General features: G+C 49.8%; 15 protein-coding genes. 4 read left to right on the top strand and 11 right to left on the bottom strand.

Going from position 1 to position 14,353, the window contains the following annotated elements:
* Positions 1-4 precede the first annotated feature (4 nt).
* Complete coding sequence (locus D3D03_RS11220; RefSeq protein ID WP_119923618.1) at positions 5-1,273, bottom strand: HAMP domain-containing sensor histidine kinase; 1,269 nt, start codon at positions 1,271-1,273, stop codon at positions 5-7.
* A complete protein-coding gene (locus tag D3D03_RS11215) occupies positions 1,270-1,929 on the bottom strand; it encodes a response regulator transcription factor (RefSeq protein ID WP_119923617.1) in 660 nt (219 codons plus the stop codon). Before D3D03_RS11215 ends, D3D03_RS11220 begins: the two co-directional genes overlap by 4 nt.
* 129 nt (positions 1,930-2,058) lie before the next feature.
* Between D3D03_RS11215 and D3D03_RS11210 the strand changes: the two genes are divergently transcribed.
* The 4 genes from D3D03_RS11210 (at position 2,059) to D3D03_RS11195 (ending at position 8,377) form a co-directional block, all read left to right on the top strand.
* Positions 2,059-3,189, top strand: coding sequence for a hypothetical protein (locus D3D03_RS11210; protein WP_119923616.1), 1,131 nt, complete (start codon positions 2,059-2,061; stop codon positions 3,187-3,189).
* A 465-nt stretch (positions 3,190-3,654) separates the two neighbouring features.
* Positions 3,655-6,480: a sensor domain-containing protein gene (locus tag D3D03_RS11205; protein WP_119923615.1), complete on the top strand. Its 2,826-nt coding sequence runs from the start codon at positions 3,655-3,657 to the stop codon at positions 6,478-6,480.
* An 81-nt stretch (positions 6,481-6,561) separates the two neighbouring features.
* Entirely contained in the window at positions 6,562-7,443 is an 882-nt protein-coding gene (locus D3D03_RS11200; protein ID WP_026832122.1) for a YitT family protein, read from the top strand.
* Between the two features lie 31 nt (positions 7,444-7,474).
* Complete coding sequence (locus D3D03_RS11195) at positions 7,475-8,377, top strand: alpha/beta hydrolase (protein WP_119923614.1); 903 nt, start codon at positions 7,475-7,477, stop codon at positions 8,375-8,377.
* A gap of 53 nt (positions 8,378-8,430) precedes the next feature.
* Here D3D03_RS11195 and D3D03_RS11190 read toward each other — a convergent pair whose 3' ends face one another.
* The 9 genes from D3D03_RS11190 to D3D03_RS11150 all read right to left on the bottom strand — a co-directional run bounded on the left by D3D03_RS11190 (position 8,431) and on the right by D3D03_RS11150 (position 14,339).
* Positions 8,431-9,255, bottom strand: coding sequence for a squalene/phytoene synthase family protein (locus D3D03_RS11190; RefSeq protein ID WP_026832120.1), 825 nt, complete (start codon positions 9,253-9,255; stop codon positions 8,431-8,433).
* A gap of 137 nt (positions 9,256-9,392) precedes the next feature.
* On the bottom strand, positions 9,393-9,626 hold the full coding sequence (csrA, locus tag D3D03_RS11185) for a carbon storage regulator CsrA (RefSeq protein ID WP_026832119.1): 234 nt from the start codon (positions 9,624-9,626) through the stop codon (positions 9,393-9,395).
* A complete protein-coding gene (fliW, locus tag D3D03_RS11180; protein WP_026832118.1) occupies positions 9,626-10,066 on the bottom strand; it encodes a flagellar assembly protein FliW in 441 nt (146 codons plus the stop codon). Before fliW ends, csrA begins: the two co-directional genes overlap by 1 nt.
* A 4-nt stretch (positions 10,067-10,070) precedes the next feature.
* Positions 10,071-10,649, bottom strand: a complete 579-nt coding sequence (locus D3D03_RS11175; RefSeq protein WP_119923613.1) for a DUF6470 family protein — start codon at positions 10,647-10,649, stop codon at positions 10,071-10,073.
* 14 nt (positions 10,650-10,663) lie between these two features.
* On the bottom strand, positions 10,664-11,623 hold the full coding sequence (gene flgL, locus D3D03_RS11170; RefSeq protein ID WP_119923612.1) for a flagellar hook-associated protein FlgL: 960 nt from the start codon (positions 11,621-11,623) through the stop codon (positions 10,664-10,666).
* Between the two features lie 7 nt (positions 11,624-11,630).
* Positions 11,631-13,160 (bottom strand): flagellar hook-associated protein FlgK, encoded by a 1,530-nt coding sequence (gene flgK, locus D3D03_RS11165; protein WP_026832115.1) that lies wholly within the window; start codon positions 13,158-13,160, stop codon positions 11,631-11,633.
* A 12-nt stretch (positions 13,161-13,172) separates the two neighbouring features.
* Positions 13,173-13,580, bottom strand: a complete 408-nt coding sequence (locus tag D3D03_RS11160) for a flagellar protein FlgN (RefSeq protein WP_026832114.1) — start codon at positions 13,578-13,580, stop codon at positions 13,173-13,175.
* A gap of 93 nt (positions 13,581-13,673) precedes the next feature.
* Positions 13,674-13,922, bottom strand: coding sequence for a flagellar biosynthesis anti-sigma factor FlgM (gene flgM, locus D3D03_RS11155; RefSeq protein ID WP_026832113.1), 249 nt, complete (start codon positions 13,920-13,922; stop codon positions 13,674-13,676).
* Positions 13,923-13,958: 36 nt separating this feature from the next.
* Positions 13,959-14,339, bottom strand: a complete 381-nt coding sequence (locus D3D03_RS11150) for a hypothetical protein (protein WP_026832112.1) — start codon at positions 14,337-14,339, stop codon at positions 13,959-13,961.
* Positions 14,340-14,353 lie beyond the last annotated feature (14 nt).

Raw genomic sequence — 14,353 nt, 5'->3', positions numbered from 1 at the left:
TTTTTCATTCTTTGAACCGGACATAAAAACAGGCGCCGCCGAGTTCACTGTCCCGGACGCCATACGTCAAGCCGTGACTGTCGAGAATCAACCGGCTGATCGCAAGCCCCAGTCCATGCCCGGAACCACCGGCTTGTTTGATGTAAAGGTCCCAAATCGTCGCCCGATCCGCCTCTGCGACACCACTTCCGGCATCGTCAACCGTCAGCTCGTTTGACATCAGCCGGACCCGGACTTCACTCCCACTTGGGGCAGCGACGTGCGCATTCATCAGGAAATTGACGAGAACCCGCTCGAACATCCGGCGATCAAGGAATCGTTGAACCGGTTCCGTTACAACCGTCAAACGGAGACCGTCTTTTTGGAACGTCGACTGCAGGCGTTCGACCGTCTCCTGCACCAGCCGATCAAGCTGTACTTCCGTTCGGTCAAGCGGCATCATCCCACCGGCCAGTTTCGAGTAGACCAGTGTCTCGTCAATCAAGAGACCTAATCGATCCGTCTCCTCGATGATGCTGTCCGTCACCTCCGGCAACTCTTCGACCGAAATCACACCTGCCGCAAGAGCTTCTGTTTCGTTGCGGATGATGGCAAGCGGTGTCCGTAAATCATGGGTAATACCGGCGATAAACGATTTCTGTAAGGCCTCTTTTTGTACCAATTGTTCCTGCATCTCGTCCACGGCACTGATCAATTCCCCGACTTCATCGTTTGGTCGGTCCGGTAACAAAACGCCTTTCTGTCCGTCGCCAATCTGCTTGGCAACGGCTCGTAAGTCAATGATCGGGCGAATGAACTGCCGTCCCATATAATAAGCAAGTCCTGCCGCGAGCAAAAGCGTCACGAGAAAGGCGACGCCAATCGCCACATAGACGCCGTCGAGCGCACTGCTCGCAAGCGGTGCTTCCCGAATCGTCGTGATGACCGTTCCCCCGTTTGTCACCTGATAGGTCAACAGACGATTGCCTTGGACTTCGATCACGTCCTCTTGGTGCAAATCCTCTAAAATCGGTAAGTCGACGACTTGCCGGCCACGCCCGCCAATCCGTTCTGTCACGCCGTTCGTTGTGATGAAGCCTTGAATTTCACGCGGGACCGGTCGATTTTCCGTCAGCGCTTCTTCGATAATATTCGCTTCCCGCGCCAGTTGACTGTAGCGTTCGTCTTCGGCAAACCGGTTGACGAGAAACGCCGTCAGACCAAAACTGAGCACCCCCATGATCAGTAACGGGGCGATGACGGCGAGTAAAAACTTTCGCATCAACTTACTCATTCGATCGCCTCCAACCGATATCCGACCCGATGCACCGTCTTCAACTGTTGTTTGACGGTCGGCAGCTTATCCCGCAGCTGTTTGACATGGGTATCAACCGTCCGTGTATCGCCGCCAAACGTATACCCCCAGACGTCATCGAGAATTTGATTGCGGCTCAGTGCCTCACCGAGGTGCTCCATAAAGTAGACGAGCAATTCAAATTCCATCTTCGCGAGACTGATTGTCTCCGCGCCACTTTTGACCTGACGTGCTTTTTCGTCAATCGTCACGTCCCCTAACTGTCGTCCGGCTGGCACACGTTGCTTCAACGCCCGCTCCAGTCGAATGATCAACTCCTTCAGAACAACCGGTTTGACGAGATAGTCGTCGGCGCCGAGTTCCAGTCCAAACACCCGGTCGTCCGCTTCCCCGCGTGACGTCAACATGAAGACGACCGGTGCCGGTTGACTGGTTTTGATCGACGGGACAAGTGACCACCCGTCCCCGTCCGGCAGGCGGACATCGACGAGCACGGCGTCAAACTGATCCGAACTTAAGCTCTTTTTTGCTTCCGCCAGTGCTCCCGCTATCGTGACGGCATAACCGTGATGCCGTAAAAAACGTTCCGTGACTTGGGCCAGTTTCAGTTCATCTTCAATCACTAAAATCTTCATCTTCATCCCTCCACTTGTAGTGTACCGCCTTTTTTAAGCGCTTGGTCTTTCTTCGCGATTTCTTTGCAACTTCCTCACAACTTTGATTCTCTCGCCCGCTAACATAAAAGGTGAAAGGAGTGATCACCCATGAAATTCAAAAAACAATGGATCACCGCACTGACCATCAGCGCTTTAACCGTAGGAGGAGCTTCGGCGTATGCCGCGACAAACGACAGCGATACGGCTACAAAATCCGAACGTCCGCATTTTGAAGGGATGAAACGACTCGACTTGACGTTATTACTCAAAAAACTCAATCTGACCGAACAGCAGGTCGAGACAGCCCGGGAAAAAGGGCAATCGATTGCTGATCTTGCCAAACAAAAAGGCATATCGTTTACGGACTATAAAAAAGCGGAGCTCGCCGCCGCCAAAGAACAACTCGCTTCGCTCGTCACATCGGGTGACTTAACGAAATCGCAGGCAGCCGATATGTTAAAACACCATACGGAACGATTCAGTGGTGTCTCAAGTTACGCCGAGTTGAAGGAACAGATGCCAAAAGGACATCACGGCGACAAAGGCGGTTTCTTCAATGAATCGTTGATCGCTGACGTCTTAAAAGCACTTGGTCTGAGCCAGGACAAGTTTGACGCTGCGAACCAATCTCTCGCCGCTTACGCGAAGGCTCAAGCAATCAAGTTCGCCGACTATAAAAAAGCTTTGCTTGCCGCTCAGACGACGCAACTCGATCAATTCGTCAAGGACGGAAAGATGACGAAAAAACAGGCGACGGACATCAAAGAACGGCTGACGGAGGAATTTTCCGATGCCAACAGTTACGACGACCTGCCGGAACGCGGACAGCACGGACCGGGTGAACACGGCGGACGCGGTCACGACGTGTTTGGCGATACAAGCTCTGCCATCCTCAAACGACTGAACCTCGATGAAACCAAGTTCAAAGCAGCCGATCAATCGTTACCGGAATTTGCGGAAGCAAATAACGTCTCGTTAGCAAAATTCGAACAGGCGGTGCTTGCGGAACAGACAAAAGCAATTGAGGCGAAAGTCAAGAGTGGTGCCATTACGAAAAAACAAGCAACAGCTATCAAGGAACGGATGCAAGATCGTGCCGATGAAGTCTCAAGCTATGACGACTTACAGCAAGGTCCCCGCGGCGGACACGGTCCGGGACGTCATCACGGCATGAACGAGTCCGAACCTGAGCAAGCGGATCCAAATGCCAGCGACACGTCTGTCGACTTAGCCATCTGATCATGTATTAAAATCACGACAAACCGAGTCCGCCTTCACACCAAGTGGAGCGTGATCAGGTTTGTCTTTTTGTCTTTTTTTATGTTATTTACGATTTATGAACTTATCTTCTCTTGTCGTCTTTTATATTTATTTTTTTATCTTTGCCTTTCAATCCGCGAATCACATAAGACGGTTGTGTCCACGTTCGAAGCTCGACTTCTACGGGAAAAGGAAGCTTTGCTTCCGTCAGGAACAAGGGAGACCCGGTCGACTGTCAAGACGACCGCGGCTTCCGTTCCGCCCGAGAAAAGCGAGCGAAAGAACGTGGACACAGTCGCCCCGCTCTCCCTTTTTGCTCATTCCCCAGAAAATGATTCGCTTTTTTTGAAAAATAAGTCTATCTGCCGAACTTTGATTGCAAATCAGGGACCGATACTCCGATACTAGAAAGAGAGCCAAAAATTCGAGTGAGGAGATTCAGCCATGACTTTTTTCAATGCGATGCAACGACTCAGTCGTTCGTCCACATCCCCCTTGTTGATCGGTGGATTAGAATTGTCACATCCGGAACGTGTGGAGCCGTTTTTTCAACAGACGACGGATGCTGTCTTTTTCTTCAATCACCTCGGTGAAATCATTTACTTTAACGAATATCTTCCACTGATGCTCGGTTATTCGGAAGATACTTTGTATGAGCACTTTGCCGTCTTCAATCCGCCGGAACAAATTGAGGCCGTGACTGCCTTCTTCAACCGTGCCCTTGCCGGGGAAACCGTCCATTATACGGCGCAAGGACTGCACGTCGATCAACATCGGCTGACATTGAAAATCACCAACATGCCGATTGAACAAGACGGTCAGATTGTCGGGGTCTATGGGGTTGCCCGCGATATCACCCGTGAAAAACAACTCGAAGATGATGTCGCGCAAATCCGTTCCCAGCTTGAACTGACGGAACAGATTCCGGAACTGGTCGTTTTCACATATGATCCATCGACGCGGACTATCGAGTATTCCCCGTCCTTGATTAACTACCTAGGTCTCGATCCGGCGAACCCCAAACACCTGTCAAATGAACAAGTGCACCAACGGATTCACCCGCGTGACTTCGACCCGCTCCGCTTCCAGATGATCCGGTTGCTGGATGGCGAAATCGAGACCTTTGAACAAGAGGTGTCGGTGCTGAACGCCAATCAAGAGTACCAACTCTTACGTTTAAAAGCGTTACGACGCGACGGTTTGAACGGTCCGATTTCCGTAATTCTGTACGATTTGTCGGAAGTCGATGACGTCCGGCGTCAACTGAAAATGGAACGGGAACAAACAAAAGAAATTTATGAGGCGCTCGAGGCAGCGATCTCGCAAATCGATTTATCGAACGGACGGTTGCTGTTTCATTCCAAAGGCTTCTTCCAGATTTTCGAGGAGTTGCCAAAAGACTTGATTCTCAGTCAAGACTGGCTGTTTGAGCGACTGGATCCGCGTGACAGACCGGCGATGAAACGATTCATCAAACGACTGACGTCCGGGAAATCCGGCACGATCCAGTATCGACTGCTGTTTCCGGACGGACGTCGCAAGTGGATTGAGGATCAACAGATTCCCGTCTTTCAACTCGATGGAACGATTGCCTATACGAACAGCATCATGCACGATATCACCTTGCAAAAAGAGTACGAGGAACGGTTGCAGCAACTCGCGATGCATGACTCGATCACCGGTTTGCCGAATCGGCTGTCGTTGACGGATACGATTCGCGACTGGATGCAACAAGGCATTAACTTTTCGATTCTCTCGATCTCGTTCAACCGGATCACGGATATCAACAACGCGTTTGGTCACACGACCGGCGATCAATGGATTCAGGCGACCAGCAGCCTGCTTTATTCATCGAAACCAAAGGAAATCTTTTTTGGTCATCTCGGCGGGGACGAGTACGCGATGCTGATTCCGTCAAGCTACAAGGAAGATGTCACCTCTTGTGCTGACATGTTACTGGGGTTATCCACCGAACCGATTTTAATCGAACCGTATGCCTTGTTTGCCCGCGTCTCGATCGGCGTCAGTCGCTTCCCTGACGACAGTGATGACCCGATTGAGCTGATGAAACATTCCTATACAGCACTGCGGCGCTCACGGCGTGAAAACCACAGCGCTTTGCATCATTACGCCTCGAATCTCGACATCGACTATTACCGCCGTTACCGGCTGGAACAAGACTTACACTATGCCATCGAACGGGAAGAGTTGTTTCTCGAGTATCAACCGAAAGTCGACAGTTGGACCGGAAAAATCATCGGTCTCGAAGCCTTGATCCGCTGGCAACACCCGGAATGGGGACGGATTCCACCAAATGATTTTATCCCGCTTGCGGAAGAAAGTGCGCTCCATGTCGCAATCGGTGACTGGGTCGTCGACACGGCCTGTAAAACGATGAAACAGTGGGCGCATGCCGGGGCACCTGCGATTCCGATTTCGGTCAACGTCTCACCGAAACGCTTTTTGATTCCCGGATTTGAACATCAAATCGAACAAGTCCTGACCAAATATAACTTATCGCCCCACTTGCTGGAACTTGAAATCACGGAAGCCGCCTTGATCATGGACGATCCGAACATCAGCCGGACACTCGAATATGTCAGCCAGATCGGTGTCCGGATTGCCCTCGATGATTTCGGTAAAGGCTATTCATCGATGGTGTATCTGCAACGGTATCCGATCAACGTCGTCAAGATTGACCGCCAGTTCGCGACGCATATCGCTGACGATGCCAAGGCACAGGCAATCGTCAAAAGCATTCTCTATATGGCAATGGAATTTAACCTATCCGTCGTTGCGGAAGGCATTGAGACACTGCGCCAGCTCGAGACGTTCCGGGCACTCAATTGTCCGAACATCCAAGGGTATCTGTTCAGCAAACCGGTCACTGCCTCTGTCATGGAAGGTTTCTTATTACGCGAAGTGTTGTATCCGATCGAAGCCTGCTCGCTTGCAGCCGACAGTGTGCCGAGCTTCTCGGTTCAAGGGAAAATCAAGATGCTGAAACACCAAAATCAAGCACTTGATTTAGGCTTTTCGGACATCAAGGCTCATCGCACCAGCACCCGTTTTCTGTACTTCACGACGGATATGCCACTCCCGTTGCAAAGCGCGACGTTTGAAGTGCGTCTGTTTGAAGGGATTCAACTTGTCTCCTGCACCTTGACGGTCACAGCGATCGAACAGGGACAGTACGTCGGCGAATACACGACGACACAGGAAGCAGAACTCGTCTTACGGTTTTTCCAGTCATTGCGCTACAAAGAATAAGCATCGCACTAAGGTCGTTCTCGCGCGCCTTAGTGCTTTTTTGTTATAGTAATGAAAAGTGCTGAAAAAGGGAGGGATTCGATGCCTGCGACTGAACAGGCCAAACGACACCGCCGGTCAACGAAATGGCAACTGGTACGCCGCCTGTTGTTATTGACGATTGGAGCGGTCATTTTTGCGATTGGATTAAAAGGGTTTCTTGTCCCGAACAGCATCATCGACGGCGGCATCGTCGGGATCTCGATCATCGGCTCCAAGCTGACGGATTCGACACTTGCCCTCTGGCTGTTTTTCCTCAATATTCCGTTCATCTTTTTTGGTTATAAACAAATCGGAAAAACCTTTGCTTTATCCACACTGTATGCCATTACGATCATGGCGGTCGCGACCAAATTACTTGAAGACATCGGTCCGATGACACGGGTCGATTTGCTTGCGACGGTGTTCGGAGGACTGATTCTCGGAATCGGTGTCGGCATCGTCATCCGGGCGAGCGGTTCGCTCGACGGGACGGAAATCTTAGCCGTCTCGTTCAGCCGATCGACACCCTTCTCCGTCGGTGAAATCGTCATGTTCTTTAACGTCTTCATTTTAGGGGCCGCCGGTTTCGTCTTCGGTTGGGATCGGGCGATGTATTCCTTGATTACTTACTTCATTGCCTTCAAGACGATCGATGTCGTCATTGACGGACTCGACCAATCGAAAAGTGTCTGGATCATCTCGGAAAATCATGAAGAAATTGGGCTTGCCATCATGGACCGGCTCGGTCGGACGATGACGTATTTAAACGGGGAAGGCGCCTTTTCCGGAGATGACAAAAAGATCATCTTTTGTGTCATCAGTCGCTTGGAAGAAACGAAATTAAAAGAAATCGTCCGTGACTTTGATGAAGGAGCCTTCATCGCCATCGGGAACATCCACGATGTCCACGGCGGACGCTTCAAGAAAAAAGATATCCACTAACCTACCGCTGTCGAAGAAAGGGAGGATTGTCGTGTCGTTGTTGAAGAAACACCGTAAGAAACTGATTGCCGGACTGATTGTCTTAATTGTCTTAGTCCTCGTTGCGATCGTCGGCATCTCGGCCTATGTCGGTTCGTCATTGACGGAGCCGGCAAAGGAACCGTTGACGACCAATCCAAAAAAAGCAGAAGGACTTGCTTATGAAAATGTATCGTTCCGCTCCGTTAAGGATCGGACACGTTTGTCCGGCTGGTGGATTCCAAGCGAAGATGCCAAGCTGACAATCGTGTTTGCCCATGGTTACGGGAAAAACCGGGAGCAAAACGACTTGCCGGTGCTCCAGTTATTCAAGAAATTTAATCAAGCCGGCTACAATGTGCTGACATTCGATTTTCGGGGATCCGGTGAATCGGACGGAAAACGGGTCACGGTCGGTGCCAAGGAACAGGATGATTTGTTGACGGCCGTGAATTATGCGAAGTCACGCGCCTCGGAACCGGTTGTCCTCTATGGTATTTCGATGGGAGCTGCGACTTCACTCGTCACGGCACCAAAAGCCGAAGTCGCCGGTGTCATCGCCGACAGCCCGTTCAGTGATTTGAAAAACTATCTCGAAACGAATCTCCCGGTCTGGAGCGGATTGCCGAACTTCCCGTTCACGCCAGTGATCTTACAAGTCACCCCGCCTTTGACCGGACTCAATCCGGAACGGGTCCAACCGATTGAAGCCATCCGCCGCATCGATTATCCGATTTTGATGATTCACGGGAAAGACGATGACGCGATTCCGGTCACGGAAAGCATGCGGTTACAAAAAGCAGCGCCCCGGTCGGAGCTCTATGTCACCGAAAACGATGGACATGTCCAATCCTATAAACATGACCGTCAAGCATACGAAGAAAAAGTCCTGTCCTACCTCGAAGATATCCGATAACGACAAAAAGGGAGACCCGGTTCCGTGTGAACGAGGTCTCCCTTTTGATGTATTTAGCGTTTTAAGACGGCACTTCCAACAATCTTCAAGACTTCCGGACGACTGAGTTTTTCTTTTCCACGGGCGAGCGCATCGAGCGTTCCGTGCGCCAAAGCCAGAGGAATCTTACAAAACTCGTAGATCGTCGTCTGTTTCGGAATCGACGCGAGGTAGGCATCCGCTTCTGCCAAATTGTCGCGCGCATAGTCAAACATCGTTTCCGTCGTCCAACCCGGTGGGAAATAACCGACACCCCGTTCGGCGTCTTCCTGTTGGTTCCGTAAGATGTTGACGGCTTGCAAGCCCCGACCGAAACCGATGGCTTGTTGTTTATCCGTGACGATACCGGCTTTCCAGTACCAGATATCGGACAACATGACGCCGACGAGTCCCGCAACGTAGTACGTGTATTCGTCAAGATCCGCAGCTGTCTTGACCGTCCAGTCACGCTCCGCCCAGACTGCCATGCCTTCCGCCATCTCAGCTGTCGATTCCAGCACTTTCGACCGGATTCCTTCCGGACAATAAGCGATCCATTCTGAAAGACGAAGCGTCACTTCCGGCAACTGGTCGGCGTACGGTGCAATCAACGCCCGATACGTCTCGTCCGAGAACGTTCCCCGCATCAATAATGCCGTTTCCCGCAATAGCGTAGTCTTGACGTCCGTCGGCAGTTCTTCGTGATCCTCGATCTCGTCGATCGCACGCATACATAAGTAGGCGGCTCCTACCGCCTCCTGCAATTCCTGTGACAGACGGCTGATCGGTATATAAAAGGTCCGGCTCGTCGCTTTTAATACACGATTCGCATCTTTCTTCAGCTGCTTCGTCTCATTCATCCCACTACACTCCCTCTTTAGTCAAAAAGGTTTCTTTTCTCTACATTACTATACACGATTCAAAAGAAATGAGCATTTTTTTCGTTGTGAATGAAAAAAAACTTCTTCTACTAGCGAACTAGCAAAAGAAGTGTCGGTCAAGTTTCCGTATCGGTCCGTTGCTTCAACAACTGACTCATCAAACCTGTACTTTGGGAAGCTTCAGCGTTCTCGTCTTGAATCGCCAGATAGATTTCCTTCCGGTGAATATCAATCTGCCGCGGGGCATGGATCCCCAATTTGACTTGGTCGCCCTCGATTGCGAGAATCGTCAATTCGATGTCATCACCGATTTGAATCGCCTCACCGGTTTTTCGTTTTAAGACGAGCATCAGCGTCCACCTACTTCAGTCAAACTTCCGATCATCCGTCGGTTCGCATACGTTTCATCGAGAATGATCTGTTTCGCTTGACGGCGTTTCGTCTCCATGACGAACGGTGCCCGCAGGTTCGTCGTCGATTCCTGGAATGGTTCCCGCAACGTGACGGTCGTATAGACCGCGACTTGTGCCGTTTCCTGAATCCCGAGCTGCTCCTTCGCCGACTCCGGCAACTCAAAGACGTATTCCGGGTCGATCCAAAACGGATTCGTCACGACAAAGGCACACTCGGTCTGATCAATCGATTGAAACGACCAGAACGGAATCCCTTCTCCGAACGGTAACAGAATAAAACGTCGTGCATCCGGAAAACCCGGTACTTCCGAAGCGAAGGTGATGATTTCACTTTCGTCTACTTGAACGGTGCCAAAAAAATCCGTGTTGATTTGCATATGATTATCCTTCCCCATCGAATATGCCGCCGACCGGCCACATATCCAGTTGATTTTGTTCCCGTAGATAAATTTCGACCGTACCTTCCGTGACGTTCAACTCCGGTCGGTTGATTTGTACCTCGATCCGTGGTTTCTCCGCCTTGTAGTCGATCCGGACTTCAGCCGGTGTGTAATTGATTTTGACTCGATCGAGACTACGCGGTATAAAGCCAAGTGTCGTTACTTCGGCAGGTGGCGTATCACGTGCTTTGGCGACGCGGGAAACTGCGTTGCCCCCCTGCTCAATCCGCATCAGTTGATCCCCTTCAGAGGCGGCACGTCCAATCGCTTGTTGTCCCATTTGTCGACCATACTCCGCATAACGCTGGACGGACTCAAAAGCTGGAATGCGTCCTGTTTCAATCATCGCCTGGGTCGAATCAATTTCAAGCCGGGCGGCAATTGTCTCCATCGACAGATTCCCCTTCGGCTGTTCAATCGATAACGTCCCCGGTGCCTGACGTTGCTCAAGCGTCGCCCGCGTCGTATTGATGCCGATCTTTGCAGACGTTTGACGCATCTCAAGATGTGGCAGATTCATCGCCCGTCACTCCCTTAACGTAAGAAATCGAGCAAGGTCGGTTGAATGATCCGTGCTCCTGCACTGAGTGCCGCGCGGTGTAATGTCTCGTATGACTTCAGTTCCATGATGACCTTTTCTGCCTCGATATCTTCATTGTCCGACATGACGGATTTTGCGATGATTTCTTGATCTTCAAGGCGTGACGCGTTCAATTCAAGACGATTGACCCGCGCTCCGAGATCGGCCCGCGTTTCAACTGTCTGATTGAGCATGCTATCAAGATCTTTCAACATCCCCGATAGTTCAGCTCCATTATTGGAACTGTCGACGGGACCTGCGTCCGAAGTACCACCTAAGGCATCATACACTTTTTTTAGCGTCATGAAAGTTTCTGTACTAAACACATTTGTTGGCGAAACATTGACTTGCACTTCAATGCCGGACGATATTTCATAGCGAATCACTTCATTCTCTTTTGTTACAGGGTTTCCATCGGTAAAGACGGTATCAACCGATTTACCCGATGTCGTTAAATAGTCCTTCAGATTTTCCATTGAAATGAAGGGTTGATCTGTTTTTGTCCCATTAAAAATCGCTTTTTCATTGTATTTCGTATTTGCGAGCGTACCAATATGCTCGATTAATTGACCAACTTCACTTTGGATGGCTTTACGCTGGGTCGCATCATATGTGTCTGTTGCGGCTTGTGTCGTCAATTCACGGACTCGGCTCATCGCGGATGTCACTTCATTGAGAGCGGAGTCAGTCAAATCCATCCAGCCTGTCGCCTCATTGACGTTTTTCTTGAACTGTTCAACTTCCCGGACTTCTGTCCGATAACGGATGCCTTGCATTGCGACGACCGGGTCTTCGGACGGACGCTGAATTTTTTTACCGCTGATCAGTTGCTCCTGCATCGAGCTCAGCTTTTGATAACTCGCTGATAAATGTCCGATATTCGTTTTTGTTAACATCGTTTGTGTTACTCTCATCTAATTATCACCGTCCTACGATTCCCATACCGTTGATGATTTTATCGAGCATTTCATCAACCGTCGTAATATTACGCGCTGCCGCGTTGTATGCATGTTGATACTGGATCATCATTGTCATCTCTTCATCAATCGACACGGCGGAGACGGACATACGGCGTTGTTCCGCACTTTCCATCAGAACTGCCGAACTCTGACCGAGCCGTGCGACTTGATCTGTTGCCACCGCCATATCTCCAATAACGTTTTGATAAAACGAACCGATCGTCGTCGTCGTATCCGATCGTTCAAAACGGATGCTTGCGGTCTTCATGTTGGCAAGTTTCAAGGCACCGGCACTATCACCAATGTTGCCGTCAGTCGAAGTTGCAATATTATCCAGACTTTTTTTTATATCCGTTCCAAGTGTAATTGAATTTGCTGTAATGGTCCCACCATTTGAAGAAACGAAAAATTCATTGGTACCTGCCGTCTTATCTTTTTTTACATTCGTAGCATGTGCCTCGTTAAAAGCAGTTGCAAATGTTGCCGCCATCTCATCAAGATGTCCTTGCATTTTGACATATTCGCCTGCTGCTTGACCATTTTCTACATGTCCGTACATCTCAATTAAACCAATCAGACGTCCTGATGAAAAACCACCAGCCGCGTCGAATGAAATCGTTTGTGAATCGGTTTTAAATCCTGTATACAAACCTTTGTCGTCCGTTGTGAACGTCAGCGTTCCTGCTTGTGGTAAATCTGAATCTACTGCCAGCAGTTTATCCCCGTTCGGGAGTTTGATACGGACGTCAATTCGGCCTTCAGCCGTTTTGACGGTGTTTCCAAGTGTTCCTTGTTGAATCGCATCGCCATCGACCGACACTTTTTCAAAGTCGACATACTCTGACAGTTCATCAAAATAGCGGTCGCGCTCATCGTACAAGGCATTTGGCAAAACACCAAGCGGCTCGACGGTATGAATCTCGGCATTGATGTTATGAATTTTTTTGAACAAGTCATTCACTTTTTTGGTTGAGACCTCGATTTCACTTTTCAAGTCCCCTTGTACTTGGTTAAGCGCCTTCGCCATATAGTTGAACGTCTGCGTCAACGTCTCTGCTTTTTGACGAACAACACTGCGGGCACCAGAGTCTTGCGGGTTCGTCGACAATGTCTGCAATGATTCCCAAAAACCATCAAACGCTTTTGACAACCCTGTATCTGATGGCTCATTAATAACATCTTCCATCCGGCTGAATGCCGCTTCTTTCGTGCCATAGTAAGACGTCTTCGTTGCTTCATCACGGTATTGTTTGTCGAGCATGACGTCACGGACCCGTTCGAGCATTTCACCTTTTACGCCGGTTCCGATTTGCCCCATCTTGCCAGTTCCGATGGCCATCGTAAGTTGTTCCGTCGTTGCCATCACCAACCGTTGCCGTGAAAATCCGACAGTACCGGCATTGGCGATATTGTTTCCCGTCGATTGGAGTGCCCACTGATTGGTCGTCAGTGCACGGCGTCCTGTTTCCAGTCCCATAAACGTTGATCCCATGTATTTCCCTCCTTAGGCGTTTCGATTGAAGTGGGCGCGATCAAGCGCCGATTGACCGTATGTAAAATCATCTGCTTCCGGCACTAATAGTTCAAGATGCCAGTTGAGGTATTGTAACGATTGTTCGAGCAAGTCGGCGTTCAATTCATTGATAATTTTGAGCTTACCGATTGCCTGAAGTAACTGGCGCATGGCCTCGACATCTTCCGGATGGACTTGAAGCCATTCCGTCATTGTCACCGCTCCCATGTGTTCGATTCGTTGCTGCTCCAACTGCTCCATCCGTTTCAGATAAACCAATTCTTCTTTGACGATTTGCGACAGGCGTGGCATATCGTTTTGAATCAGGACCTGTTTCTTTTCGTGTGCCAGTTCCAACAGATCCATATGCGTTGCTGTGAGCTGATTGATGAGTTCCACCGCCAGTTCCTCCTCTTCTATAGTATCCGTTCATATAAAAAGCGACCCGCGCATCCGTGCCCCGAGTCGCCTCTACTGTCTGAGTTAACCTTCTTACAAGTTCAAGAAACGTTCCGCGATTTTTTTCGCATCCGGTTTATAGGTTCCATCCTGAATGGCTTGACGAAGGGATTCAATCTTCTCGGTCCGGGATGTGCCCGTCTCACTGAAACGCATCCGCGCTTCGCTTGAGATCGTTACCTCGTCCGGCCGATTCGTACGTGTTGGTTCTGTTCCTTCTACTTTTTGATTTCTTTCGTACGTTTTAGGCATGTTAACCCATTTCGTAGAATCAATTCGCATGTGAACACCTGCTTTCTAGACTACAAGATTCTTAATTCAAGTTCGATACGTACGCGGTTTCGAAGAGTCAGCAGAATCTAGCATCGCTTGAGCGAGGTCACGTCGCAACTTTTCACGACATTCGGCACAAATCGTGCCATCACGGGAGGGCTTCCCGCAACTCTCACACATGATCTCCATCTGAGAAATTTCAGAAATCAACAATCGCCCTTCTTTAATGTATCGGAACACATTCTCTTTCTTCACTCCGATCGCCATCTCAACATCATTAGGTGAGGTTCGGACTTTTCGACGTTCTCGCAGGAACTCACGCACCTTCTCAAAATCAGTATGATCTTTTCTGATACAATCGACACACAGATCAGAAGATTGACGAACAAATAACTTCCCGCAAGATTTGCAGTTGAATACATCCATTTCCTTCACCTCAT

Source organism: Exiguobacterium sp. RIT452 (genome assembly GCF_003598705.1).
In the GTDB taxonomy this organism is placed as follows: Bacteria; Bacillota; Bacilli; order Exiguobacteriales; family Exiguobacteriaceae; genus Exiguobacterium_A; species Exiguobacterium_A undae.
The sequence above is the reverse complement of the archived record's forward strand: the minus strand, read 5'-3'. Positions and strand labels throughout refer to the sequence as shown.

Coding starts and splice junctions, on each gene's coding strand:
- D3D03_RS11210 (WP_119923616.1), top strand. CDS start 2,059: ATGAAATTCAAAAAACAATGGATCACCGCACTGACCATCAGCGCTTTA.
- D3D03_RS11220 (WP_119923618.1), bottom strand. CDS start 1,273: ATGAGTAAGTTGATGCGAAAGTTTTTACTCGCCGTCATCGCCCCGTTA.
- D3D03_RS11190 (WP_026832120.1), bottom strand. CDS start 9,255: ATGAATGAGACGAAGCAGCTGAAGAAAGATGCGAATCGTGTATTAAAA.
- flgL (WP_119923612.1), bottom strand. CDS start 11,623: ATGAGAGTAACACAAACGATGTTAACAAAAACGAATATCGGACATTTA.
- D3D03_RS11175 (WP_119923613.1), bottom strand. CDS start 10,649: ATGAATCTGCCACATCTTGAGATGCGTCAAACGTCTGCAAAGATCGGC.
- D3D03_RS11150 (WP_026832112.1), bottom strand. CDS start 14,339: ATGGATGTATTCAACTGCAAATCTTGCGGGAAGTTATTTGTTCGTCAA.
- flgK (WP_026832115.1), bottom strand. CDS start 13,160: ATGGGATCAACGTTTATGGGACTGGAAACAGGACGCCGTGCACTGACG.
- fliW (WP_026832118.1), bottom strand. CDS start 10,066: ATGCAAATCAACACGGATTTTTTTGGCACCGTTCAAGTAGACGAAAGT.
- D3D03_RS11205 (WP_119923615.1), top strand. CDS start 3,655: ATGACTTTTTTCAATGCGATGCAACGACTCAGTCGTTCGTCCACATCC.
- D3D03_RS11215 (WP_119923617.1), bottom strand. CDS start 1,929: ATGAAGATTTTAGTGATTGAAGATGAACTGAAACTGGCCCAAGTCACG.
- flgM (WP_026832113.1), bottom strand. CDS start 13,922: ATGCGAATTGATTCTACGAAATGGGTTAACATGCCTAAAACGTACGAA.
- csrA (WP_026832119.1), bottom strand. CDS start 9,626: ATGCTCGTCTTAAAACGAAAAACCGGTGAGGCGATTCAAATCGGTGAT.
- D3D03_RS11200 (WP_026832122.1), top strand. CDS start 6,562: ATGCCTGCGACTGAACAGGCCAAACGACACCGCCGGTCAACGAAATGG.